We start from the raw sequence: 25,432 nt of genomic DNA, 5'->3' as shown, positions 1-25,432 counted from the left end.
TCTATTCAGCATCCTTCGCGCAGCGGAAACCGATGCTGGCCGAGCGATCAAGGCTCGGAGCCATCAGCAGATACTTGCCGTGCTGAGACAGTTTATATGCCTGCGGGAAGTACCAACGCGAACCCTGCGGCTGATAGTGGCTTCCACCGCGGAGAATCGCCGCGCTCGTGTGCTCGTCGGTGTACTCATCCGTCCACTGCCACACGTTGCCAACCAGGTCCTCGATGCCGAAGGGACTCGCGCCCGCAGCGTGAGCGTTCACATCGGAGGCGGCCTGTTCGTTGCGGTCTTTGTCGGGCGTGGGCACGTTCGCTGCTACCCACTGATTGCCCCACGGATACTCGCGGCCGTCGTTGCCCTGCGCGGCGTACTGCCACTCCCACTCATGCGGCAGACGCTTGCCAGCCCACGCTGCGTAGGCACGCGCGTCTTCCAGCGAAACCCAGGTCACCGGCTTGTTCGCCCAGCCATCGGGGAAGCTGCCGTTCTTCCAGTCGCGCAGAAAGTTGTGGTGATCCGCCGGATGGTAGTGAGCCGCATCGACGAACTTCTTGAACTCCGCATTCGTCACCGGATACGTGTCGAGATAGAACGCTCCGACGTGCATCTTCAGCTCGTGATAGCGGCGCGCGGAGCCTTCGCCGGGATACTGCACGTCGACACCTTCGTCGTTCGTACCTTCGATCTCGACGCCGTTCACGCGGAAGAGATACTCCGTAGCGGCGATTAGCTTCATCCCGTCCGGCGCGGACTTTGCAGGCTTGGTCTTTGCGATCGCAACGAGCTGCTGCGGCAGAGTCTTCCACTCATGCGAATAACTCGCCAGCGGTTTTTCACTCAGCGTATGCATGGTGCGCATCAGCTTCTGCATGTCAGCATTCAGCGTTGCGGTCGCGAGCACCGCACCGTATCCATTAGCCTCCATGCTGAAGCTCAGCACATCGTGATCGCCCTCGCGGTCTGCATGAAGCTCGATGCCGTTCCAGAGATCGAAGTAGCGAACGCCGTCCACGTGCTTCACCGCAAGCTGACGACCGCTGACGGAGTAGTGATTACGATTGACGATCGTCCACAGCGTCTCGCTCTGTGCGGGCCACTTGCTGGCGAAGACGCCGTAGTTACGCACGGGGGCGTATGGCTCCCACTCCTGCGAAATGAGCAATGATTTCTCGGCGCGTTCGATCGCGCTGACGCGACGCAGAGCCTCTCCATCCTGCGGCGTGATGCCGTTCCAGATGCCCCACACGTTCTCCCAGCTTTCAAAGCCGATGCCGTTGAAGAACGCGAACTGAAGATCGTCGGTGTGGTCATGCGCCCAGCGGTTGGAGATGTTCACCATGTGCCGCGGCTCCATCCACTTGTAGCGCGACACCGTTGGCGTGAAGCCGTACTTCCAGTAGCCCCACGTCATGTTGTTCCAGTTCAGCTGTTCGTCAGAACCGGGGCCGAGTTCGGGCTCGAGCGCAAGCGGATGATGCAGATTGTCGGACGCCTCGCGGAAGGTGCGCGGCACGCCTTGCAGCGTATCGCCATTGATGCCGTCGGCACCTGCTTCCGCCAGTTCCTCGCTGAGCGCGACCGCATCGGGCTTGCCTTCGACGCGCGTACCCTGATCCCACAGCATTGTGGGGAAGAGCACCTTCACGCCGCGCTTATGGAACTCAGCGACGAAGCTTTTCACGCCTTCCATGCCACCGGGCATGTCGTGCACCAGGTCGTACTGGTTGCGGTCGTCCACGCCAATGTTCGGATACGTAGGCCACACAAGCACGCTGTCGATGCCACCGTAGCGCTTGTCCGTGTCTTCGAGATAGCGAGCGACCGTATAGCTGCGGCGTGCGGGATCGTAGAAGAAGCGATCATGCACCATCATCTGCGGCTGAATGAAACTTGACTGCGTCCACAGAAGCTCTGGTCGTGTGTACTCGCTGTCATTGGAGCCTACGCGAATACGCCGTTCGCCGCGCCACGCGCGCGCGTCGCTCAGCCATGTCTTGAACTCGGCATCGGTGCAGGGACGTGGCTGCGATAGCATGAACCACTCTGGCAAACCTGCGCAGGACGGGCCTTCGATCTGCTCACCCTGCATCTTGAGCGGCGTGTCCTGCGCCACTGCGCTCGCTGCCAACGTGGTGAGAAGCGCTGCAAAACCGGCCGTAAACGTGCGACGAAACATCAGGCACCTCAGAAAGAAATCGTTTCAAAAACGCGCCAAGCATAAAACCTTTCAAAGCTCTTCGGCAAGCAACTTCTTTGCCCGCGTGCGCGATGAGCGTTTTGTTCCCATGCTTCTCCTGCTGTGAGTAGAGAATCGCCGCGTCCCTGAAGTGCCTATAAACATTGAGTGAATGCGCTAAAAACAAGCGATGGCTGGGGTGATGATGGCGAGCGCGGAAATATTTTTGAGATTCCTGTTGACAGCCACGTACCCGGCTTCCTAGTATGCTCGCGCTTTTGAAATTGAAAGCTTTCAAACATTCAAGCAGCCTCGTCAGGACGAGGAGCTTTTGTAAAGACTTTCGGAGGGTCAGTACCGTGACCAAGACGTATCAATGGAGTTGGATTCGCATAGCAGCAGTGTTGTGTTGCCTTTTCGCAGGCTTGCCTGCATTCGCCCAGTTTGAGAGCGGTGTCGAAGCCACCGTGGTAGATCCGTCGGGTGCGGCTGTACCCGGCGCCACTATGTCGCTTACCAATCAGGCGACGCACATCACGAATCAGGCGACCGCGAATGGAGCGGGCTACCTGCACATTCTGCAACTGCCTGTCGGCACCTACACCGCAGAGGTGAAGGCCCCCGGCTTCAAGGCATGGAAGCTGACCGACATCGTCGTCGAAGGCCGCACGGTACGTACGGTGTATCCGAAGCTCTCACTCGGGTCGGAGACGACTACGGTTTCCGTCGAGGCTGACACGCAGCAGATCGAAACTTCACGCGGCAACATCGGCCGCACGCTCGAGACGAAGACGGTGCAGGAGTCGCCGATGCTTGGCCAGAATATCTACGCAGGCGTTGCGACGCTTGCGCCGGGTGTCACGGGCCTTGGTACGGACTCCGGCAACATCTCCGCTGCTGGTTCTGTAGGCACTTCGAGCTACAACGCGGAGTCGGGCTATCAGATCAACTCCGCTGGTCAGCGCCAGGAGACGAACGAGTTTCAAGTGGACGGTACGCCGGTGAACTCGAACTCGCGCGATGGCGTGACGAACATCACACCGCATCCTGAAACCGTGCAGGAGATGAAGGTCACCGCGCTCAGCTTCACGGCAGACAAGGGACGCCAGAGCGGTGCTCTCATCGAACTCTTCACGAAGTCCGGCACAAACAAGTTTCACGGCATGGTGCAGGAGTTCCACAGTGACAACGCGCTGCAGTCGCGCACGCACTTCAACAACGGCAAGGTGCCGCGCACGATTCGTAACGACTTCGGCGGCGCAGTGGGCGGGCCGATCTTCAAAGACCGCACTTTCTTCTTCGGCTCGCTGTTCTGGGAGCGGTCCATTCAGGGCCAGTCGCTTGTGCGCACGGCGGAGACGCAGGACTTCACGAACTACGTGAAGACCAAGTATCCGAACGCGATCGGCACGATGTTCCTCACGCAGGCTCCGGTGAAGGTTTATCCGACCAGCCAGTTCCTCAACGTAGCGCAGGTGCGTGCGGCGTATGGTGCGCTGACCACGGATACATTCTCTGACTTCACCGGCAACGTTGTCGGTTCCACGACCGTGAACGTCTCGGTGCCGATCAATGGCTTCCAGGGGCATCTTCGTCTCGACCACTCGATGAACGATGGCCGCGACAAGGTCTTCTTCAGCTTCTTCCGCAACACGACGATGGCGACGACGGCTGATCCGCGTCCGATCCTCGCGTACACCAACCCCAACCGCACCATGTACGCGAAGTTCGACTACGTGCACGCGTTCTCGTCTTCGCTGGTGAATGACGCGGGCATCAGCTTCACGCGCAACTACGGCAAGCAGGATGTAAACCTGCCGGCGCTGCCGAACATCTATTACCTTGGTGGCATCAGCGCAACCTTCAGCCAGTGGGGACCGTCGGACTGGACGCAGAACAACATGACTTACCAGGACGCGTTGACCTGGTCGCATGGCCGCCACACCATCAAGGCGGGCATTGATATCGATCGCCAGCAGGACCTCGACAACTTTGAGAACGGCCTTGTACGTCCGGCGTTCTACTTCCTCAGCCCGCTGGATCTTGTTACCGATCTGCCGTTCTACCAGGGCGGCCCGGTCGTTGATCTGAAGACTCAGACGATCGCTCACGACCTCTATCAGCGCGTGTACATGCTCTACGTCGCTCCGTTCGTGCAGGAAGACTGGAAGGTCAACTCGCGACTCACGATGAACTTCGGCGTGCGTCTCGATTACTTCGGCCACCAGAGCACGGTGCAGAACGGTCACAGCGCCATCGCGTTCTTCACGCCGCAGGGAACCGGCAGCATGAACACGCAGATCGCCAACGGCTCGATGGTGGTGCGTGGCTCGAACGGCCAGGCTACGTACAACGCGCAGTATCGCGTTTCACCGCGCGTCGGCTTTGCGTATGACGTGCTCGGCAACGGCAAGCTCTCGGTGCACGGCGGCTACGGCATCTTCAGCGACAAGGTCGGTGAGTACGCTTACGTCAACGGCATGCGCACCAACCCTCCGGGCTATGCGAATCCGTCGCTCAACATCTACTCCGGCGCCACGCGTTCGCAGTTCACCTTCCAGACCAGCAACTCCGGCGCGCAGGGCTTTGCTCCGCCGAACGGCTTGAGCTATCAGACCGATGCACATGGTGGCCTCGTCGGCACGCGTACTTCGGTCGGTGGTATCGACCCGAACCTGCAGGCACCGATGGTGCACGCATGGGCGCTGGGTGTGCAGCAGGCAGTGGCAGGTGGCTGGGTGCTGGAGTTCGACTACCTTGGCACGGCGAGCCGCAAGCTCTACCTGCAGACGAACGTGAACCGCTACGCAGGCGATGCGCAACAGCACGCTGGCAGCTACACCTACCTCAACCAGAGCTTCGGCTCCGTCACGTATGGTCAGAACAACAACGTGGCGAACACGAACGTCGGCGCCTTTGGCGTAACGCACTCGTTCGCGCATGGCTGGACGATGCACGCGACCTACACGCTCAGCAAGTCGCTCGACTACATCAGTTCGAACGATAACGGTGTTGGCGGCGGCGAGACTGTCTTCGACGCTGCGCACCCGGAGCGCCAGTATGGTCGTTCCGATTACGACTCACGTCATCGCTTCTCGGCTGACGCGGTGTGGAACATCCCCGGCGTGAAGAGCAGCAGCATCGCACACGCCATCACCAGCGGCTTCACGGTGTCGCCGATTGTGATCCTGCAGTCGGGCCAGCCGTTCACGGTCTACACCTCGGCGCAGTACTCTGCGGGCGGAGACTACAACGGCGATGGCTACAACTACGACATGCCCAACGTTCCTTCGTTTGGTCGTCAGATCAGTGCAGCGCGGTCGCAGTGGTTGCCCACGGCAAACGGTGGCGGCGGCGGTGTCTTCAAGGCAAGCGCGTTCGCGGCACCTGCTCCTGGAACCGAAGGAAACCTTGGCCGCAACACTTACAACGGCCCTGGCTACGCGGTGACGAACATCGCTCTGGAGCGCAAGTTCCCACTGCACTTCCTCGGCGAAGCAGGACTCTTCGAGCTACGTGGCGAGTTCCTCAACGCCTTCAATCGAGTGAATCTCGCAAAGCCTGTCAGCGATCTGTCGAGCACCAGCTTCGGCATGTCGACGACGCAGTTGCTTCCGCGCCAGATTCAACTCGTCGCGCACATCCGCTTCTAACCCTTGCTGTCTCCCGGCGAAACGGGCTGTTCATGGTTCAGTCCCGTTTCGCCTTTCTTTTCTGTAGACCACATTTTGGTCGTACGATAACTGCTTACTCCACTGTGAGGTCGAACGCCGGTGTATCAACCTGAGGCGTACATTACCGTTCTGCTGTTTATGTTTGCCAGTATGTTGTGCTGGGGCTCGTGGGCCAACATGCGCAAACTGACAGCGGGCTATCCGTTTTCGCTCTTCTACTGGGACTACGTAATTGGCATCGTCGTCGGCAGCCTGCTCTGGGGCTTTACGCTCGGCAGCATCTATGGCGGTCCCGCTGCCTTTGTCGCGAATCTGCACTCCACGGACACGCAGCATGTGGTGTACGCGCTGATCGGTGGCATCATCTTCAACGTAGCGAACCTGCTGCTGGTGGCTGCGATTGACGTTGCGGGCATGGCGGTGGCGTTTCCTGTCGGCATCGGTCTCGCGCTCATCGTAGGCACGTTGCTGAACTACTTTGTGAACCCCGCAGGAAGTCCGCTGCTGATCTTCGGCGGTGTAGCGTTGGTCGCGGTGGCGATCATCCTCGATGCACTCGCGTACAAGCGCCGCGAAGCCAGCGGCTCGGTCAGCACGCGAGGCGTAGTGTTGAGCATCGTGAGTGGCGTATTGATGGGCACGTTCTATCCGTTCGTGGCGAAATCCACGCTCGGTGAGCACGCCCTCGGACCGTATGCCGTGGCCTTTATCTTCGCGATCGGCGTAGCCCTCTGCTCGCTTCCGTTGAACGGTTTCCTCATGAAGAAGTCGCTTACCGGCGAGCCCGCGACGAGCTTCGGCCAGTATGCAAAGGCCAAAGGTTCGTGGCATGTGTGGGGCGTCATCGGTGGCGTCATCTGGTGCACAGGAGCGGTGGCGAGCTTCGTCGCATCCAAGGCCAACGCCGTCGGGCCTGCTGTCTCCTACGCATTGGGGCAGGGAGCTACGATGATCTCCGCGATCTGGGGCGTGTTCGTGTGGCGCGAGTTCGCGACTGCGCCTGCGGCTTCGCGCCGACTCATTCCGTGGATGTTTCTGTTTTTTGTTGCCGGGCTCGGAGCCATTGCGATCGCTCCGCTGTTCGGTGGTCGCTAGAAAACCTTCGCTAAAGACGAGGAAGCATGAAGAAGAAAATTGTTGTGGTTGGAAGTTTGAATCTTGATCTTGTTGCAAACGTCGAGCGCATGCCCGCCGAAGGCGAAACGATGCTTGGGCAGGCGTTCGCCACGTACCCCGGTGGCAAGGGTGCGAACCAGGCCGTCGCTGCGGCGAAGCTCGGTGGCGAGGTCATGATGGTGGGGCGCCTCGGCAACGATCTGTTTGCCGAGGAGCTTCGTCGCGAGCTTGCAAACGTTGGCGTGAACGCGCGCTGCGTGGAGAACGTCGAGTGCGCATCGGGCTCGGCGGTCATCCTCGTCACGCCGCAAGGGGCTAACTCCATCGTCGTTATTCCCGGTGCGAACGCTACGCTTCGTCCTGAAGATCTCGACGATTACACCGATGTTTTTCGCGATGCAGGCGTGATTCTCTCACAGCTTGAAATTCCGCTCGACACGGTTGAGCGCCTCGGGCAGATTGCCGCGGAGCTCAACGTGCCCTTCGTGCTCGATCCCGCACCGGTGCAGGCGTTGTCTGCGGCCACGCTGCGTTGCGTCACATGGCTCACGCCGAACGAGACGGAGACGCAACTCCTGCTGCAGCAACTCGGCTATTCGGTGGATGATTCTCTCAGCGAAGACGCCGTGCATGCCGCGGCGGATCGTCTTCTCGCTACTGGTGCACGCAACGTTATCCTCAAGCTGGGCGGCCGCGGCATCTATCTTGCGGGCGCGGATGTTGCAGGAGAGTTTGTGTCGCCGTTCGTGGTGAAGGCCGTCGACACGACGGCAGCTGGGGACGCCTTCAATGGTGGATTCGCCTATGGGCTGACGCGGGGCATGGCTCCTGTCGAAGCTGCAAAGTTTGCCTGTGCGGTCGCGGCGGTCTCCGTGACGCGCGTCGGCGCGCAGCCTTCCATGCCCACACTTCAGGAAGCGGAAACCTTGCTCGGTGTTCCAGTAGCGAGTTAGTACCGTCGCATCGATGCAAACGCCAGCCTGCGTGGCTGGCCTTTTGCTTGCATTGCAATCATGCTCAAAACACAGCGAGCACTACGGCTCCCGCAGTGAGCAAGAGTCCGCCGACGACCTTGCCGGTTGTCAGTCGCTCGCCCAGTAGTGGCGCGGCGAGCAGCAGCACGAAGACAACGCTGAGCTTGTCCATCGGAGCAACCTTGGAGACTGGACCGAGGGTGAGTGCGCGGAAGTAGCAAAGCCAGGAGAGTCCCGTCGCGATGCCGGAGGCGGAGAGAAACGCCCACGTGCGCCAGTCCAGAGTCCGAACTTCGTGGGGCCGACCAAAGGAAAGTGCCACTGCCCACGCCATCACCACGACGACCGACGTGCGGATCGCCGTCGCGAGGTTGGGCTCGACATGGGCCACCCCCTTCTTTGCAAGCAGCGCCGTGCATGCCGCCATAAACGCCGATAAAAGGGACCAGAGTAACCACGACATCGTTCGATCTCCTGCTGTAGCTTCCGCGCGCTTGACTTGCCGGTCTACACTTCCACTACCCTATGCCTGTCTGCATGAAGACAGCCTGAACGTGGCGGTGTGCTTTTCAGGATGGCTTAAGCTCTGTGTCGGGAAGATGGCTCTTATGAGAGTTTTGGTCGTAGAAGACGAGTCGCGCCTTGCCGAAAATATCGTTGCAGGGCTGCGCGAGGCGGGCTTTGCGGTGGACCACGCCGCCGACGGGCACGAAGGCCTCGCGTACGCTGAGCAGGACCTCTTCGACCTCATCGTTCTTGATCTCATGCTGCCTGGGCGAGATGGAAAGAGCGTTCTCGAAGCGCTGCGTGCTGGCGGAATCCATACTCCGGTGCTGATCCTCACCGCGCAGGAGGGCAAGACCAGCATCATCGAAATGCTCAATGCCGGTGCGGATGATTACCTCGCGAAGCCGTTTGAGCTCGGGGAGTTGATCGCTCGCGCGAAGGCGCTCATTCGTCGCTCCAAGGGCAAGTCGTCGTCGGTCATCACGGTGGCCGATGTAAGCATCGACACGGTGCGCCAAAGTGTGACGCGCGGTAGCCGAGACGTGGACCTTTCGCCGACGGAGTATCGCGTGCTGGAGTACCTTGCGCACCGGCCGCGCGCGATCGTGTCGAAGAAAGAGTTGCTGGAGCATCTTTACGACTACGATTGGGAACATCACTCGAATGTGATCGAGGCGCATGTCTCGAACCTGCGTCGCAAGCTCACCGCACCGGGCGCGCCGCCTGTCATTGAGACGCTGCGACATCGCGGCTACCGGCTTCTTGCTGAAGGATGATCATGGACTCCAGCGCATCGCTCACGAAACGTCTCATCGCTGCCGTTCTCCTGCTGGAGTTCGTTGCGGCGGTGGCGTTGATCGTGACGGTGTGGAGCCACGAGCGGGATGTTCAGTTCTCTGCGTTCAAAGCGAACCTTCGTGCTCACTCGAATGCTCTCTTCGGCGCGTTGCAGGAAGCAGCGACGAAGGATGGCAGCATCTCGCTGTATAGCGTCGGCCTAACGATTCCACCGCGCGCTGTGTATGAGATCACCGAGCAGGGCGGTGGTGCGCTCGGCTCGCAGGGGCAGGTGCCGCATATCACCGCGGCCGCAGGGAGTTTTGTCGAAGCGAAGGTCGCCAACGAGCCGTATCTGTTCTACGTGCTGAGCGGCGGTCGCGCTATCGACCCCGGAAAGCCTTTCGCTGTTTACCATCATGTGCGCATCGTCTTCGGCTTGCCGGTGCATCGTGTGTGGCACGAGGTGGATGAGTCGGTGCGGTTCTTTGCTTGGGCGACGCTGGCTCTTCTGGGCCTCACCGCGCTGCTGATGAGTTGGCTGATTCGACGTCTTCTGACTCCCATCAAAGAGTTGGCCAGAGAAGCAGAAGCGATCGAAGTCGATAGCTGGGTTTTCAGTCCCCCTGCGAGTTCTATGCGCCTCGTGGAGCTTCGTCCGCTCGCTTCTGCGATTGAGAAGTCCATCGCTCGCTTGCAGCGATCGTTCGATCAACAGCGGCGATTCACGAGCGATGCAGCGCATGAACTGAAGACGGATCTCGCGATTGTGAAGTCCTCTCTGCAGCTGCTCAACATGAAGCAGCGAGACGCCGACGCCTACCAGAAGGGCATTTCTGTTGGACTCGAAGATATCGGGCGCCTCGAATCGACGGTGCAGAAGATGCTTACACTGGCTCGGTTGGAGCAGCATCCGACAAGCGCTTCACAGCAGTGCGACTTTACCGAGGCGGTTCTCGAAGCGCTCACGCAATGCATGTCGTATGCGGAGCTGAAGGAGGTGAACCTGCGGTCCACCATACAGCCCGAAGTGCAGGCGTTGATCAGCAAAGAGGACGCGTTGCTTCTCTGCTCGAATCTGCTGATGAACGCGTTGCAGCACTCGCCGATGGGTGGGGCGATCCACATCAGCCTGGCACAAGAGGATGATCATCTGCACTTGCGGGTGAAGGACTACGGCAGCGGTGTTGCAGACGCGGATTTACCGCATGTCTTCGAGCCGTTTTACCGTGGCGACGTTTCGCGAAGCCGCAAGACGGGCGGTACGGGGCTAGGACTCGCGATCTGCAAGGCGATCTGCGATCGCGCGCAAGGCGCGATCGCAATAGGCAATCACCAGGACCGTGGTGCGCTCGTGGAAGTGCGCCTGCCGGTGAGAAGGTAGTAGATCACCGGCGTTACGATCAGGCTCAGCAGCATGGACAGCACTAGTCCGCCGATCACTGCGATCGCGAGCGGTTGCAGCATTTGCGAGCCTGCCCCGAGCGCGAACGCCAGCGGCAACATGCCGCAGATAGCCGCCGTCGCCGTCATCAGGATCGGGCGCAGTCGGCGCTGAGCTGCATGAATCATCGCGTCCCTCGCCGAAGCGCCGTCGCGGCGATAGCGTTCGTCGGCATCGAGCAGCAGGATGCCGTTCTTCGCCACGATGCCGATGACCATGATGATTCCCATGAAGGATGCTACGTTGAACGTCGTGCCTGTCACCAGCAGCGCGAGCACGACGCCGCCGATCGACAAGAGCGACGAGCTGAGAATCGCAATCGGGGCAGAGAAATTGCGGAACTCGATGAGCAGCACACCGAAGACCAGCGCCAGCGAAATCACCAACACCTGAAGCAGCTCATGGAACGATTTTTGTTGTTCCTGATAGGTCCCGCCGTAGACAACGTGCACGGTCGAAGGCAAGTGCATAGCGGTTACGGTCTGCTGCACCTTCGCGATCGCAGTGCCGAGGTCTGAGCCTTGAAGCTGTGCCGTGACTACGATCAAACGCTGAAGGTTCTCGCGGCGGATCTCATTCTGCGGTGGAAGCTGCGTGATCTGTGCGAGCGATCCCAGCGTGGCAAGCTTGCCGGACGAGCTGTTGAAGACCGTGTTTTCGATGGAGTCGAGCGACTGCCGGGTCTCCTCGCCTAATCGCACCCGCACCGTATACGGCCTGCCGTTTGCGATGAGCGGCGACGTCGTCGTCACACCGTCGAGAATCGACGTTGCGTCTTCAGCCACTTCCTGTGGCGTGAAGCCCATGCGTGCCGCGACAGTGGGGTCTACCTGGAAGTTCGTTGCGGGACCGCTGATGGTGTTGTCGATGCCATTCTCGACGCTGACCACGCCGGGAATCTTGCCGATCGCATCGGCAACCCGCGGCGCCACATCAGAAAGCAACGCGGGGTCGCTGGCAAAGAGCTTGATCTGAATCGGCTCAGGAGCGTTCGACAGATCGTTGATCATGTCTTGAAGCACCTGCGTGAACTCCACGTCGAGCTCGGGCTCAGTCTTCTTGATCTCTGCTCGCGCTTCGGCGATCACCTCGTCAATACCGCGACTGCGCGAGGTCTTCAACTTCACGGTCATGTCGCCGTAATTGGCTTCCGTCACAGCGGCCAGGCCCATCTGCAGTCCTGTGCGGCGCGACGTGCTGTCCACTTCAGGAATCGCGTGCAGAATCCTGTCGACATGCTTCATGGCGCGATTGGTCTCTTGCAGCGAACTTCCCGCCGGCATGATGTAGTCGAGGATGAAGCCGCCTTCATCCATCTCCGGCAGCAGGTCTGATCCAAGTGAACGATAGCCCGTAAAGGTGCCGATGATGAGCAATCCGCAAAGTCCTAACAGGAGAAACGGATGTGTGAGCGCCCAGCCGAGGCCGCGCTGATGCCAACGCAGCACGGTACGCATCAGTTTGCCGTGCTCTTCATGCGGTGTTTCGGTCTGCTTGCGTTCCTTCAGGAAGACGAGGCTCAGGGCAGGTGTCCACGTTACAGCAAGCAGCAATGACGTAAGCAACGCGACCGTCATGGTGATGGCAAGCGCGCGGAAGAAGCTGCCTGTCACGCCGGTGACTGCGATGAGTGGAACGAAGACGACGACGGGCGTAATCGTAGAGCCAATGAGCGGCGCGCTGATTTCCTTCAACGCGAGCCGCGCGGCTTCTGCACGCGATTCGCCTGAATCTCGGTGCAGCACGATGTTCTCAACAACGACGATGGCGTCGTCGATGACGAGGCCGATGGCAGCAGCGAGTCCTCCGAGCGTCATGAGGTTGAAGCTCTCGCCCATCATCCACAGCGCGAGCACGGTGATAGCGACCGTCACCGGGATGACGAGGCCAGCGACGAGCGAAGATGTCCAGTCGCCGAGGAAAAGGAAGAGGATGACACAGGCCAGGCCGAGGCCGATAAGGATTGCGTCGCGTACGCTGCGAATGCTGTCGCGCACCAGCTCCGACTGATCGTAGTAAGGCTTGAGCTCTACGCCTTGCGGAAGATTCGTCTTGAGTAGATTGATCTGCGCAGCTACGGCATCTGCAACCGCAACCGTGTTGCTCGCGGGTTGACGCGTGATGTTGAGCAGCACCGCCGGTTTACCCTCTGCGGTCACTGCGGTGTATACAGGCTCTACGCCCGCTTGCACGGTGGCTACATCAGAAACACGCACCGCTGCGCCGTTAGCGGTGGTCTTCACTACAAGCTGGCCGAGTTCCGTGGCGTCATGAGCCTGTGCGCCCACAAGGCCCAGCACGAGTTGATGATTGGCCTCGTACAAGCCGGGCGAATCGATGATGTTGGACGCCTGCACGGCGTTCGTGAGGTCGAGGACCGTGACACCCGCGGTCTGCATGCGCGCCATGTTGGGCACGATGTGGAACTCGGGCACCTTGCCGCCTTGGATGGTGACGCTGCTCACACCATTGACGCGATTGATCGGAGGCTTGAGTTGATAAGTGGCAAGCTCCCACAACTGCGTCTGCGAAAGTCGATCCGAGGTAAGGCTGTAACCGAGGATCGGAAACGTCGCAAAGGTGAGGCGGTTCGTGGTGATCACTGCCGTTGCAGGCAGGTTCTGTCGTGCTTTGCTCAGCGCTGCATCAACGAGTTGCAGCGTGCGGAACATGTCAACGTTCCAGTCGAAGAAGAGGCTGACTTCAGCAGATCCTCGGCTTGTGGTGGAGCGCACGGTGGTGAGACCTGGGACGGAGTTAACCGCGTCTTCAATGGGCTTGGTGACCGTAACCTGCATCTGGTCGACAGGCATCACGCCGTTGTCGACACCGATGACGACGCGCGGAAAGTTTGTCTCCGGAAAGACTGAAATCGGAACCTGCTGCGCGGCGTAGATGCCCACGATCGTGAGCACGATGAGGAAGAAGAAGATGGGCCCGCGAAATCGTACGAGCCAATACTCAGCGCTGCGTGCGCTCGAGGGCTGCTCCATTACTTGTCCTCTCCCGCTGCAGCCGGCTTGCCGACCGTAACCTTGGTTCCATCGCTCAGGCCGTACGCGCCTTGCGTGATCACTGTCTGCGAACCGTTGAGTCCCTGCATCACCTGCACATCCTCGCCATCGTTGATGCCGAGTTGCACGCTGACCTTGTGAGCCGTTCCGTCAGCGTTCACGATCATCACGGACTTTGTGCCGTCTTCCGCTGTGAGCACGGCTGCCAGCGGGATTTTCACCGCATGAGGCGCCGTTCTGCCTACGACCGAGACGTGCGCGGAGGTGCCTGCCTTGTAGGCCCCCGCTGCATTGTTCACCTTGATCCAGACCTCTACCGTGGTGCTGCCGGGATCGAGTGCGGGACTAATCAGCGAGATCTTTCCAGGCACGGCTTGATCGACTCCGGGGATCGATACGGAGGCGTCGTCGCCCATCGTGAGGCGCTGCGCGACACTCTGCGAAAGATGAACCTTCGCCAGTAGCGACGAGGTGTCCATCACCGTGATGAGCGGCGTTCCTGTTGTCGCGGTCTCGCCGGGGAATAGCGGACGGTCGGTCACGACACCTGCAATGGGGCTCTGAATGTGCGTGTAGGAGACCTGCGCCTCTGCTGCGTTCAGCTTGCCCTGCGCAGAAGAAAGCTGTCCTTGTGCGAGCTTCCTGGTGGCCTGATTGCTCACGGTGGAAAGCGAGTGCAGGTGATTGCGTGCGATGTCATAAGCGGACTGGGCCTGCGTCAATGCAGCGACGGCGCTGTCGTAGTCACGACCTGCAATGGCACCTTGTTCGAGCAGCTTCCTGCGCGATGCTGCGATCTCTCCCTGCAAGCGGAGTTGCGCCTTCGCCTGCTCGAGATCGAGGTTGGCCTTCGCGTAATCCTCTGGCACCTGCGCCTTCGTCTGTATATCAAAGGTGGCCTGCGCGGCCGTATATTGGCCCTTGTTGTCGAGCGCCTGCGCGACGAGATCGCGGTTTTCCAACACCGCAAGCAGTTGTCCGGCCTTTACCTTGGAACCACGCTGCACGTAGAACGTGCGAACAGGTGCTGTGATCTTCGGGGAAATGGCTGCCTGCGCCAGCGGGGCGAGCGTTGCGTCCGCGATGATGTGCTCGGAGATGTCACCCACCTCAGGGCGCTCCGCGGCGACGGTCACCACGGCTTCGGGAGCATCGTCGCTCGACTTCTTGCAGCCGGAGAGCACCACGAGACTCGCCGCAGTGGCTGCGCATAAGATCCATCGCGTGGCATGTTGAGGGTGACGGTATAGGGTCATGGCTTAGATGGATCCTGTGAGAACTTGAAGAGCGGCAAGAGCGGATTCGTAGCGAACCACACCATCGGCGCGTGCTGTGCGTGCGGCTAGATAAGAGTTCTGCGCGTCGACGACTTCGAGCGCAGTGGATTCTCCCGCTTCATAGCGGAGCTTCGTCAGCTTCAGACTTTCTGCGGCGGTCTGCACGCTTTCATCCAGCAGCGTGAGTTGATCGCGCGCTGCAGCGGCTTCGGCATAGCTCTCTTCGAGGTTCGCAATCAAGCGTCGTTGTGCGGCCGTGAGGCTTACCTTTGCTGCGTCGCGCTGAATCTCGCTCTGCTTGACCTTCTTTTGCGTTGAGAACCAATCCCACACGGGGATGTCGAGTGTTCCACTGATGGCATAGCCGAGGTTGCGTGTTCCTTCGGGGCCGTTCTTCGCGAACTGTGGAGCATCGATGCCGTAGGCGAAGTTCAGCCCAAGATCAGGCAGGTAAGCGGCCTTGGCCGCTTTGACGCTGGCGTTCGCGGCGTTCACCTGCGCAAGCGCGCTTCGCATCTCGGGGTTGTTCTTCGACGCCAGCTGATGGATCTCGTCATGCGTGGGGAGCAATGCTGGCGCGTGGTTCGGGTCTGCGGTCGTGAAGCTCGTGCGTGGATCGGGGAAGAGAAGCACCGCCAGTTCGAGTCGCGCTTTCTCTGCGGCGAGGTTGGCATCATTCATGTCGCGCTGCTTCTGTTGCTCCTGCAGCTGTGCGCGGACGACATCGGCGTGTGCGACTTCGCGCGCGGCTTCGCGCTTCTTCGTCATCGCTGTGAACTGCGATGCCTCACGTAGAGCTTCGGTATTGAGTTGCGCCTTCTCTGCGGTAGTCGAGACGGAGTAGTAGAGGCTGACGACGGTCGAGACAAGGCCGCGTCGCGCAACTTCCAGCTCCGCGTTGGCACGCGCTGCGTTCGCCGCTGCAAGCTGTGCACCCGCAAACTGCTTCAGGCCGATGGTTTCGTTGACCACAGCCTGGCTTGCATACTCATGCACCGCATTGTTCGCGATGAAGACCTGATTGGTCTGTGAACCCGACAGCGTTGAGCGATTGTTCAGCCCGCTCGGCTGCGTGTAGATCATCTGGTTGTGATACGTCACGGACGGAAGCAATGCGGCCTTGGCGAGATAACTGTCGATGCCCGCCGACCTTTGCGCGGCCAAGGCCGCTGCGAACGCCGGCTCGTTGGCTTCGGCTTGCTGGATAGCTTCAGCGAGCGAGAGGGTGCGCGGTGGAGCTGCGTCCTGTGCCAGCGCAGTCAGGCATGGGCTGAGTATGAGAACCGCTGCGAGCCTATAGCGACTCGATTTTTTGAAGCACCTTGCCATGAAGTCAGCCTAAGTTGCGGAGATTAAACGAGGCTGAACGTGGCCGCGTGGTGCGGCCACGTTCCGTGGAGTTGAAGCTACTTCGAAATCACCATCAACGAGAAGGATGCAGGGAGCACTGGACCACGACGCGCGCCCTGCGGCGCAGGGCCGAACTTTGCGGCGACCACAAACAACTTGTGGCTCACGGGATCGAGTCCCACGTTGCGCGATCCGAGCTGCGTGGGCAGCGTTTGCACCACGCGATACTGGTCGGGACTCTCCTGATGGATCACCGTCAGTGTGCCTTCGCCGTTCGCTGCGAATGCGTTGCCGCTTGCAGGATCAAACGCTGCACCATCGACGCCCTTACCAATCGGCGCGGTGGCGACGACCTTACCGTTCTGGTAATCAGAGATCGCCATAACGCCGCTGCGGCAGCCGCTGAAGAGGCGCTGATGTGCGGTGTCGATTGCCAGCGCAACCGGCTGCTTGCAACCTTCGGTGGCCCAGCGCTTCGTGATCTTCAACGAGGCGGTGTCGATCTCGACAATCTCACTCTTGTCGGCGATGTTGACGTAGAGCTTGCCATTGCCCGCGGATGCGCCGTACTCCGGCTTGCCGCCCAGCGGAAGGTTCGTGATCAGATTGCCGGTTTTCGCATCGATGACGGTTGCCGAATTTGCATCGCCGTTCAGGCTGAAGACGCGGCCCGACTTGGCGTCGAAGACGATCGCATCAGCGTCATCTGCAGCGGGAATTGTTTTGAGCTTCTTCAAGGTGGTCGCGTCGAACATCACGACAGCCTTGTCTTCGCTTTCCGTCGCAAAGCCGTGGCCTGAGCTCGGGTCGAGAGCGACGCCATGAGCGCCGTGGATCTCTGCAAGCTCTCCGATCTGCTTGCCGGAGTTTTCATCGATGACCAGAACGCGGCTCTCGCGCGCGATGAAGAGGCGGTGATGCGCCGCGTCGGGAATGATGTAGTCCCATCCGCCATCGCCGCCCAGCGTGTAGGTGTTGGTGATCTTATACGGTGCCTGTGCATGAGCCATGCCAGCCGCAGCGACAGCGAGCCAAAGAAAGCGAGAGATGCGCACGTTGAGAACTCCTGATGAAGTAATGGCAACCGGGCCTCCTGGCTCGTGCCTGTATGCCATAGCTGGAAATCTAGCGTGCGCGCCTTAAGCGGAACTGAACATGCGAGGAGTATCTGCAAAAATCGTCGCGGCACTTTCAGGGCGTGATGTGTAATCTTGCTGAGCGATGCGCGCTGCAAGTTTTCGCGCTCTGAGAGAGGGTCTGTGAGGAAGTTCATAACGATGCTGTTTGCGCTGAGCGCGATCACCTCCTGGGGGCAAACCCGACCCGCTGTGAGCGCGCCAATCCACCGCGTGTTTGTCTTCGGTGATAGCTACTCCGACACCGGTCGCGGATATGTGGATGGCAATGGCCCGACCGCAGTCTGGTATGCCGCGCAGCAGCTTGGCATCACGCTCAAGACGAGCAACAAACCTTTCGCGGCTGACGATAGCTTGAACTTCGCCGTGAGCGGCGCTCCTACAGGCAGCGCCCCTTGGCGCACGTCCGGCAAAGATGTCGCTCTGGGATTCGGTATGCAGAATCAGGTGGCAGAGTTCGTCACCTTGCTGCATGAAGGCAAGGTGCGCTTCAACGCGGATGACACGCTGTTCTACCTCGCCGGCGGACTCAACGACGGCCAGGGTGCTACGTCGGAGACCGTGCAGCATCTCGAAGACGAGATGCGTGCGCTATACGCCGTGGGCGCGCGGCGCTTTCGCGTGGCCGTTTTGCCGGAGCAGATTCCTGCGTTTCGCCGCGTCGCACTGCGGTTGAATGTAGCGCTGCGCATGATTCCTGCGGAGATGCAGCGTCAGTTGAAGGACGCCTCCGTGGAGAGCAGCGCGTGGGGTTTATATCTCGACGCGGTGATGCGCTCGCCCTCGCACTACGGCATCACGGACACGAAGAGCACCTGCGCGGGCAGAGCGTTTCGCGGTGAAGATGCCACGCCGTGTGCGCATCCCGAGGCCCACTTTTATTTTCATGAGGGCCATCCTTCGACCGCGGTGCATAAGGCTGCGGGGCTGATGCTGGCGGAGGAATGGCAAGGTCATCCTGTGGCTGCGATTGCGCCGCTGCACCTTTCGCTATGGCCGCAGCAGGCTCCGCTGCAGCAGGGGAGGGGCGACGCCGACACGCCGTGGATGGAGGTCTACACCCCGGCAAATAATTTGACACGAACTGCGGTGCTCATCTGCCCGGGCGGCGGTTATCACACGCTCGCAATGGACCACGAAGGCGAGCAGATCGCACGGTGGCTTGCGGGGCGCGGCGTAACAGGCATCGTGTTGAAGTATCGCGTCGCCCCTTATGCGTATCCGGTGCCGATGCTCGATGAAGAGCGAGCGATGCGGCTCGCGCGCAGCCACGCGGAGGAGTGGGGCTTCGATGAGGACCGCGTCGGCGTGTGGGGTTTCTCTGCGGGCGGCCATCTTGCATCGTTTCTGCTGGCGCACTTTGCGGAGCCGTTGCCCGAAGTCGCGGGCTATACACCCGATGCGATCGACGCGCTGCCGGTGCGGCCTGCATTCGGCGTCCTGGCTTATCCGGTGATCTCCATGAAGGCAGGATTGACGCACCAGGGCTCACTGCACGGACTACTGGGTGAGCATCCTGATCCCGCGCTGGTGCAGGACCTCTCCGATGAGCTACAGGTGAAGGCCGATAGTCCGTCGGTGTTCCTCTTCTCCACGACCGACGACGCTGCCGTGCCTGTGATGAACAGCGTGAAGTTCTACGAGGCTTATGTCGAGAAGCGCATCCCGGTGGAGATGCATCTGTTCGATCACGGCCAGCATGGCAGCGGACTCGCAGGCACGAAGCCCGGCACCGCGGCGTGGCCGCAGTTGCTGCAGAGCTGGCTGCAACGCAACGGGTGGATGTCGAACGAGTAAGAGCGCAAGCAAAACGGCCTCCGAAGTTTCGGAGGCCGTTTCATTTTCACGTGAACTAGCTCTGCTTGCGGCGCTCGCGTACAGCTGCTGCAAGCTCCTTCAGCAAGGTCTCCGTTTCGTTCCAATCGATGCATGCATCGGTGATGCTCTGGCCGTAGGTCAGGGCCTTGCCAGCGACGAGACTCTGCGCGCCCGCGACGAGGTTGCTCTCAATCATTACGCCCATGATGCGACGATCGCCTGCCGCGATCTGCCCAGCGACATCGTGGCTCACCACCGCTTGCTTGCGGTAGTCCTTGCCGCTGTTCGCGTGGCTGAAGTCGATCATGATGCGCGGTGCGATGTTGGACTTCTCCATCTGCTGCGCGGTCGTGTTCACGGACTCCGCATCGAAGTTCGTGACGCCGCGGCCACCGCGCAGGATCATGTGGCAGTCAGGGTTGCCGCTCGTCAGCAGGATCGACGACTGGCCCGTCTCCGAGGTGCCGAGGAACGTGTGCGGCTGGCTCGAGGAAAGAATCGCGTCCACGGCGATCTGCACGTTGCCGGAGGTGCCGTTCTTGAAGCCCACCGGACAGGAGAGCCCGGAGGCCAGCTCGCGATGCACCTGGCTTTCGGTAGTGCGTGCGCCGATCGCTCCCCAGCTCACGAGGTCGGCCACGTACTGCGGCGAGATCATGTCGAGGTACTCTGTGCCGGCGGGCACACCCATCTCGGCGAGGTCGAGCAGCAGCTTACGCGCAATGCGCAGGCCATCGCTGATGCGGAAGCTCTCGTCGAAGTACGGATCGTTGATCAGGCCTTTCCAGCCCACCGTGGTGCGCGGCTTTTCAAAGTACACGCGCATCACGATGACGAGGTCCTGCGAGAGATCGGTGATCGCTGTCTTCAGCAGCTCGGCGTATTCGCGCGCTGCCTTCGTGTCGTGGATCGAGCAGGGGCCAACGACGACGACGAGGCGATCGTCGTTGCCGTTCAGCACGTCGACGATGCGTTGCCGCGCTTCAAAGACGGTCTGCGATGCGTTCTCCGTCAACGGCAATTCCTCTTCGAGGAAAACGGGCGGGAGAACAACGCGGGTAGAGCGGATGCGGAGATTGTTTGTGGGATACGCCATGACGATTCTCTTCAAGGATACCGCTTACGCGGTTTTCACCGAAGTTCGCGCAGAAAGAACAAGCCCCTGCCGCAGCAGAGGCTCATCGCTTTGCGGGCTCGGCGGGTCCTATGGAACGGGGAGTACCTTAGCGTCCTGCAGCGTAACGCGCAACGAAGCGCGGTAGCGGTCGCCGCGATAGTGCGAGACGGCGTACTCGATCGGCGTGCCGTTCTGCTCCATCAGCGTGCGGTAGATGCAGAGCAGGCTGGCGCGCTTCGGAATCGTCAGCAGCTTGGACTGGTCCGCCGAGGCGGACAGCGCTTCGACGGTCTCGTCAGCCCATCCAAAGCCCACGTTGTAGCGATCACGCAGCGTCTCGTAGAGCGAGGACGACGAGAAATCGATTTGATCGAGGCCCGGAAAGCGCCACAGCGGGATGTGCGTTTCTTCGATCGCAAGCGGCAGGTCATCGGCAAGGCGCAGGCGACGCAGATGCAGCAGCGACTGGTCCTGCTTCTCCAGCTTGAGCTGATCGACAAGCTCTTGCGACGCGGGAATGACCTTCTGCGCCAGCAGCTTTGAGGAGGGCTTTCCGCCCTTGCGGCGAATCTCTTCGGTGAAGCTTTCGAGCATCAGGATGCTCTTGCTCAGCTTCGGCTTCAGCACAAATGTGCCGCGACCGCGTTCGCTCACGGCGTAGCCTTTGTCCTTCAGCCCCTGCAGGGCCTGCCGGGCGGTCATGCGGCTGACGCGGTACTGCTTGGAGAGCTCGTCTTCACTGCTCAGCAGATCGCCTTCGCGCAGTTCTCCGGAGAGAATCTTCTCGAGCAAGGCCTGCTGAATCTGGTAGTAAAGCGGAACGAAACCCCGTTTATCAATCGCTCCTTCAAGTTCTGACATGGGACAGGCACGACTCCTTCACGGCGGGGTTTGGCCTAAGCATACGCGGTTGTCAAAAGAATTTTCGGAAAACCGTTGCATTCAGACCTGTACAAACGTATATACATAGTCACAGTCCGTTCATAAAAAGTTTTTGTACCCGAACCGTTTCAGGAGGTCGTATGTCGCCCCATTCTGTGAACCTTCGCGTGCTGGCCCGCTCGGCAGTGGCAACTTTGGATGGTGGCGTCGCGCTTTCTGCGCCGCATGCCCCGGCAAAATGAACGAACTCGCCCGGGACGTTCGCGAGAACGGCCTAACGATTGGGTGCAGTCTTCAGAAACAGATGTAGACAGATCGAATCTCGGCACTCCAGCAATGGACGTGCTCTGCATAGACCAATAAGAACGACACAGCAACACCACTTGAGGGAGGACGCGATGAAAATCTCCATCGCCCGTTGTACCGCATTGACTGCCACTGCTCTAGGTTTGATCGGTGGAGTGGCTATGGCGCAGGACGCCACGACCGGAAGCATTAGCGGAACGATTACGGACAAAAGCGGTGCCGCCGTTCGCGGCGCAACGGTCACGTTGACCAACACGGACCGCAACCACGTTGAGCGCACCCTGACGACAAACGGTAACGGCTTCTACACCGCAACGGCGCTCCCGCTGGGCAGCTACGACGTCACGGTGAGCGATGCAGGTTTCAAGACGACTAAGGTCCAGCACCTTATGCTCCACGTCGCGGACGCCCTCACAGTAAACCGTGCTCTGAGCAACGGTGAGAACACGGAAACGGTAACCGTCAACGCGGATGAAGCGCGCGTAAACCTCGAAGACGCGTCTGGCGCGGGCCTGATCAACAGTGATCAGATTAATAGCCTCGTGATGATCTCGCGTAACTACGAGAGCTTGATCAACCTGCAGCCCGGTGTCGCTTACGGTGGTGCTACGGACAACCTGCAGCGTGGTCCCGTAGGCGTGGGAGGAGCATCGAGCACGGTGTCTTTCTCGGTCAACGGTGGACGCACGACCTCCAATAACTGGACGGTAGACGGCGCGGACAACGTCGATCGCGGTGCGAACCTGACACTTTACGTTTATCCCAGCCCGGACGCCATCGCCGAGTTCAAGACCCTGCGTGGACAGTACAGCGCGCAGTATGGCCGTAACTCTTCGGGCATGGTCGATGTCGTGACGAAGTCCGGTACGAACAAGTGGCATGGTAGCGCTTACGAGTATTTCCGTAACGATTTCCTCGACGCGAATGGCTACTACAACGACCAGATTGGTCAGCCGATCAACAAGTATCGCTACAACGATTTCGGTGGTTCTTTCGGCGGTCCTGTCTGGATCCCGAAGCTCTACAACGGTAGGGACAAGTCCTTCTTCTTCGTTTCGTTGGAAGCACTACGTGAAGTCACCTATGCCACGCTGAGCGCAATCGTTCCTACGGCAGCAGAGCGCCGTGGCGATTTCTCGCAAAGCTATTACATCCCTACGGGCAGCACACAGTGGACTCGTGGTCCGGTGCAGGTCTGCACAGCCTTCACTTACAGCGCAGCGAACCAAACGAACACCTGTACCGCAGCAGGTACGCAGGTGACCGCGTTCTCGCAGCAGTCGCAGCAGTACCTGAAGGATGTTTATCCTTCGATTCCACTGCCGAACGAGGCGGCCAATCTCGCGCGCAACATTGATCCGCACACGATCAGCAACACCGTGCGCAACGTCTACAACAATCTGAACACCACGATCCGCGGTGACCACCAGATCGGTACGAAGCTGTCGCTGATGTATCGCTACATTCACGACACCTTCCCGACGTTCAATGGTTCGGGTACGTTCATCTCCGCTCCTATCCCTGGTCTCTCTGCAACGCAGTCGAAGTACCCCGGTACGCAGCACCTGGGTAAGGTGACCTACCTGCCCACTCCGACGTCGGTGATCAACGTTGGCTACGCTTACTCGAACGGCTCGATTCTGACGCAGCCGCAGGGTAAGTTGCTTTCGGCAAATTCGCCGGACGTTCAGCCCACCCTTCCGTATGGAAGCACCGTTGGTGTTGTTCCGACGATCAGCATGACCGGCATGACCTCTATCACTTCCGGTCCGGTCTACGTCGATCACGGCATCAATCATCAGGGGTTTGCGGATTACACGAAGACGCTGCACAACCACACACTGATCGCCGGCTTCTCCTACATGCACTATGAGAAGCAGGAAAATAACTCCAGCACCTCGAACCAGGGTTCATTCGGCTTCACGAATGATGCGGCGTTCCCGGTCGTCACCGGTACCGGTCAGGCGCAACTTTCGGGCGTGCCGGAATCGCAGTCCTTTGCAAACTTCCTGACGGGTAACGCCAACAGCGGCTTCTCGCAGCAGTCGCGCAACGCAGCTGTCGATATCAACCAGAACATCTACGAAGCCTACCTTCAGGACAACTGGAAGGTGACTCCGCACCTGACGCTGAACCTCGGCGTGCGCTACAGCTACGTCATGCAGCCGTATGATGCGGGTGGAAACCTGAGCAACTTCGATCCCAGCAGCTACTCGGCTTCGAAGGCTCCGACCATCGCTTCGACCGGCTTGATGTGCCTTACCGGCACGTGCAGCCAGGCTGGAAGCAATGCAGGTCAGTCGACCGCGCCGAATGCAAATGCTGACTTTGTTGGCCCCAACTACATTAACGGCATGATCTTCGGTAATCCGTCGGCAGCCAATAACAACCAGGCATCGCCCTTTGGCAACAAGGTGACGGGCGCGCAGAAGAACAACTTTGCACCGCGCGTTGGCTTTGCATGGGACGTCTTCGGCGACGGCAAGACGGCTCTCCGTGGAGGCTACGGATGGGCGTACGACGAGATCGAGGTTAGCTACTACGAGACCACGGTCTTCAATAACCCCCCTGCAGTGGCGACCTACTCGCAGACGATGGCGAGCGCCGACAACCCTGCTGGTGGTGCAACTGCTACGACGCCTTCCACAACACCGGGCCGCATTCAGGCTCTGCCGCTCAACTTCAAGACGCCTTACATGCAGCAGTTCTCGCTCGGCGTACAGCAGCAGATCACTCCGACCCTGTTGCTTGACGTTGCCTATGTGGGATCGCACGGTACGCATCTCGCAGGTGCCGAAGAAATCAACCAGCCGCGTGCAGGCGCATGGCGTGGTGTGGTCACCCCGACTTCGGCAAGCTCGACCTGCGTTCTCAACGGTCAGCCCGCGTTCCTCAACTCGACCTGCGATCGCGTCCTGAACCAGATCAAGCCTTACCTCGGTTACTTCGCGGTCGACGCGATGCAGACGATCTTCAACTCCAACTACAACTCACTGCAGACGAAGGTCACCAAGCGCTTCAAGGGCAAGAGCTTCATCGACGGCAACTTCACCTGGTCGCGCGATCTCACGAACGCCCAGGCTGACTACTCCGGCTTCGTTCAGGACATCTACAACGTGAACGGTGACTACGGCCGCGCTGCCGTCGACCGCAAACTGCTGCTCACGCTCGATGGTGTTTGGGAACTGCCTTGGTACAAGGAGCAGCACGGTCTTAAGGGTCGCCTCATCGGTGGCTGGAACGTTGCTGTCACCTACGCAGTGAACTCGGGTCTTCCGCTGACGGTTGCGGCTTCGGGCGGATCGGTCATCAACTACAACCTGCCGGGCGGCATCAATGGCCTGAACGGCTCCACCACCGGCGGTACGGTGAACGACAACGCTGGCCTTAGCCTTCTCGGCAACACGAACGCTGGCCTTCGTCCGAACCAGATCGCTGACCCGAACCAGGGCTACGGTGTAAATCTTCATGCCAGCAAGAAGTATGGCCAGTCGAGCACACCTTGGTTCTACACAGGCGCGTTCACCGCAACGGATCCGGCCAGCAATGTCCCGGGAACGGCTCGTCGTGGCACCATCAACGGACCGGGCTTCCAGCGCGCTGATCTGGGCATCTTCCGCGTCTACCGCATCGTGGATGGTCTGAAGTTCCAGCTCCGCGGCGAAGCGTTCAACGTGGCCAACCACACGAACATCCAGTCCATCGGTGTTACCTCCACCTCCTCCACCTTTGGTCAGGTCACTGGCTACCGCGACGCGCGTATTCTGCAGGTCGCTGGTCGCTTCGACTTCTAACCGAAACCGCTACTGGCAACGGCGTCCGCATCTGCGGGCGCCGTTGTCATTTGCAGGGTCAAAGCTGACG

15 protein-coding genes are annotated in these 25,432 nt (G+C 60.0%); 7 read left to right on the top strand and 8 right to left on the bottom strand.

Features of this window, described 5'->3' with window-relative positions:
• Position 1: 1 nt before the first annotated feature.
• Positions 2–2,176 carry a formylglycine-generating enzyme family protein gene (locus OHL11_RS12070; protein ID WP_263371756.1) on the bottom strand — a complete coding sequence of 725 codons (2,175 nt, stop codon included), beginning with the start codon at positions 2,174–2,176 and terminating at the stop codon, positions 2–4.
• A 425-nt stretch (positions 2,177–2,601) separates the two neighbouring features.
• Between OHL11_RS12070 and OHL11_RS12065 the strand changes: the two genes are divergently transcribed.
• The 3 genes from OHL11_RS12065 (at position 2,602) to rbsK (ending at position 7,919) form a co-directional block, all read left to right on the top strand.
• Positions 2,602–5,829 (top strand): carboxypeptidase-like regulatory domain-containing protein, encoded by a 3,228-nt coding sequence (locus tag OHL11_RS12065; RefSeq protein WP_263371755.1) that lies wholly within the window; start codon positions 2,602–2,604, stop codon positions 5,827–5,829.
• 159 nt (positions 5,830–5,988) lie between these two features.
• Positions 5,989–6,945 (top strand): GRP family sugar transporter, encoded by a 957-nt coding sequence (locus tag OHL11_RS12060; RefSeq protein ID WP_263371754.1) that lies wholly within the window; start codon positions 5,989–5,991, stop codon positions 6,943–6,945.
• A gap of 26 nt (positions 6,946–6,971) precedes the next feature.
• Positions 6,972–7,919 (top strand): ribokinase, encoded by a 948-nt coding sequence (gene rbsK / locus OHL11_RS12055; protein ID WP_263371753.1) that lies wholly within the window; start codon positions 6,972–6,974, stop codon positions 7,917–7,919.
• Positions 7,920–7,983: 64 nt separating this feature from the next.
• Here rbsK and OHL11_RS12050 read toward each other — a convergent pair whose 3' ends face one another.
• Positions 7,984–8,403: an EamA family transporter gene (locus OHL11_RS12050; RefSeq protein ID WP_263371752.1), complete on the bottom strand. Its 420-nt coding sequence runs from the start codon at positions 8,401–8,403 to the stop codon at positions 7,984–7,986.
• Between the two features lie 145 nt (positions 8,404–8,548).
• On the opposite strand from OHL11_RS12050, the gene OHL11_RS12045 reads away from it, so the two are divergent.
• Both OHL11_RS12045 and OHL11_RS12040 read left to right on the top strand, forming a co-directional pair.
• Positions 8,549–9,223 (top strand): response regulator transcription factor, encoded by a 675-nt coding sequence (locus OHL11_RS12045; protein WP_263371751.1) that lies wholly within the window; start codon positions 8,549–8,551, stop codon positions 9,221–9,223.
• Positions 9,224–9,225: 2 nt separating this feature from the next.
• Positions 9,226–10,608 (top strand): HAMP domain-containing sensor histidine kinase, encoded by a 1,383-nt coding sequence (locus OHL11_RS12040; RefSeq protein ID WP_263371750.1) that lies wholly within the window; start codon positions 9,226–9,228, stop codon positions 10,606–10,608.
• Here OHL11_RS12040 and OHL11_RS12035 read toward each other — a convergent pair.
• The 4 genes from OHL11_RS12035 to OHL11_RS12020 form a co-directional block, all read right to left on the bottom strand.
• Positions 10,557–13,661 (bottom strand): efflux RND transporter permease subunit, encoded by a 3,105-nt coding sequence (locus OHL11_RS12035; RefSeq protein WP_263371749.1) that lies wholly within the window; start codon positions 13,659–13,661, stop codon positions 10,557–10,559. The two genes, OHL11_RS12040 and OHL11_RS12035, sit on opposite strands and share 52 nt — an antisense overlap.
• On the bottom strand, positions 13,661–14,938 hold the full coding sequence (locus tag OHL11_RS12030; RefSeq protein WP_263371748.1) for an efflux RND transporter periplasmic adaptor subunit: 1,278 nt from the start codon (positions 14,936–14,938) through the stop codon (positions 13,661–13,663). The genes OHL11_RS12035 and OHL11_RS12030 overlap by 1 nt, the downstream gene beginning before the upstream one ends.
• 3 nt (positions 14,939–14,941) lie before the next feature.
• Positions 14,942–16,288 carry a TolC family protein gene (locus OHL11_RS12025; protein ID WP_396269739.1) on the bottom strand — a complete coding sequence of 449 codons (1,347 nt, stop codon included), beginning with the start codon at positions 16,286–16,288 and terminating at the stop codon, positions 14,942–14,944.
• 77 nt (positions 16,289–16,365) lie between these two features.
• Positions 16,366–17,364: a YncE family protein gene (locus OHL11_RS12020; RefSeq protein ID WP_263371747.1), complete on the bottom strand. Its 999-nt coding sequence runs from the start codon at positions 17,362–17,364 to the stop codon at positions 16,366–16,368.
• Positions 17,365–17,586: 222 nt separating this feature from the next.
• Between OHL11_RS12020 and OHL11_RS17440 the strand changes: the two genes are divergently transcribed.
• Positions 17,587–19,242: an SGNH/GDSL hydrolase family protein gene (locus OHL11_RS17440; RefSeq protein WP_263371746.1), complete on the top strand. Its 1,656-nt coding sequence runs from the start codon at positions 17,587–17,589 to the stop codon at positions 19,240–19,242.
• A 55-nt stretch (positions 19,243–19,297) separates the two neighbouring features.
• On the opposite strand, the gene OHL11_RS12010 is transcribed toward OHL11_RS17440, so the two are convergent.
• Together OHL11_RS12010 and OHL11_RS12005 are read right to left on the bottom strand one after the other, a co-directional pair.
• Positions 19,298–20,359, bottom strand: coding sequence for a 3-deoxy-7-phosphoheptulonate synthase (locus OHL11_RS12010; protein ID WP_263371745.1), 1,062 nt, complete (start codon positions 20,357–20,359; stop codon positions 19,298–19,300).
• A gap of 108 nt (positions 20,360–20,467) precedes the next feature.
• The gene (locus OHL11_RS12005; protein WP_263371744.1) at positions 20,468–21,241 is read right to left on the bottom strand and encodes a GntR family transcriptional regulator; all 774 of its coding nucleotides are present in this window, start codon (positions 21,239–21,241) and stop codon (positions 20,468–20,470) included.
• A gap of 488 nt (positions 21,242–21,729) precedes the next feature.
• Between OHL11_RS12005 and OHL11_RS12000 the strand changes: the two genes are divergently transcribed.
• The gene (locus OHL11_RS12000; protein WP_263371743.1) at positions 21,730–25,362 is read left to right on the top strand and encodes a carboxypeptidase regulatory-like domain-containing protein; all 3,633 of its coding nucleotides are present in this window, start codon (positions 21,730–21,732) and stop codon (positions 25,360–25,362) included.
• Positions 25,363–25,432: the final 70 nt, after the last annotated feature.

The organism is Granulicella cerasi (genome assembly GCF_025685575.1).
Classification (GTDB): Bacteria; Acidobacteriota; Terriglobia; order Terriglobales; family Acidobacteriaceae; genus Granulicella; species Granulicella cerasi.
This window is presented reverse-complemented; position numbering and strand designations above follow the sequence as displayed.

Excerpts from the sequence above, each read along its gene's own strand:
- OHL11_RS12070 (WP_263371756.1), bottom strand. The coding sequence starts at position 2,176 with ATGTTTCGTCGCACGTTTACGGCCGGTTTTGCAGCGCTTCTCACCACG.
- OHL11_RS12060 (WP_263371754.1), top strand. The coding sequence starts at position 5,989 with ATGTTTGCCAGTATGTTGTGCTGGGGCTCGTGGGCCAACATGCGCAAA.
- rbsK (WP_263371753.1), top strand. The coding sequence starts at position 6,972 with ATGAAGAAGAAAATTGTTGTGGTTGGAAGTTTGAATCTTGATCTTGTT.
- OHL11_RS12050 (WP_263371752.1), bottom strand. The coding sequence starts at position 8,403 with ATGTCGTGGTTACTCTGGTCCCTTTTATCGGCGTTTATGGCGGCATGC.
- OHL11_RS12045 (WP_263371751.1), top strand. The coding sequence starts at position 8,549 with ATGAGAGTTTTGGTCGTAGAAGACGAGTCGCGCCTTGCCGAAAATATC.
- OHL11_RS12040 (WP_263371750.1), top strand. The coding sequence starts at position 9,226 with ATGGACTCCAGCGCATCGCTCACGAAACGTCTCATCGCTGCCGTTCTC.
- OHL11_RS12035 (WP_263371749.1), bottom strand. The coding sequence starts at position 13,661 with ATGGAGCAGCCCTCGAGCGCACGCAGCGCTGAGTATTGGCTCGTACGA.
- OHL11_RS12030 (WP_263371748.1), bottom strand. The coding sequence starts at position 14,938 with ATGACCCTATACCGTCACCCTCAACATGCCACGCGATGGATCTTATGC.
- OHL11_RS12025 (WP_396269739.1), bottom strand. The coding sequence starts at position 16,288 with ATGGCAAGGTGCTTCAAAAAATCGAGTCGCTATAGGCTCGCAGCGGTT.
- OHL11_RS17440 (WP_263371746.1), top strand. The coding sequence starts at position 17,587 with ATGCTGTTTGCGCTGAGCGCGATCACCTCCTGGGGGCAAACCCGACCC.
- OHL11_RS12010 (WP_263371745.1), bottom strand. The coding sequence starts at position 20,359 with ATGGCGTATCCCACAAACAATCTCCGCATCCGCTCTACCCGCGTTGTT.
- OHL11_RS12005 (WP_263371744.1), bottom strand. The coding sequence starts at position 21,241 with ATGTCAGAACTTGAAGGAGCGATTGATAAACGGGGTTTCGTTCCGCTT.
- OHL11_RS12000 (WP_263371743.1), top strand. The coding sequence starts at position 21,730 with ATGGCGCAGGACGCCACGACCGGAAGCATTAGCGGAACGATTACGGAC.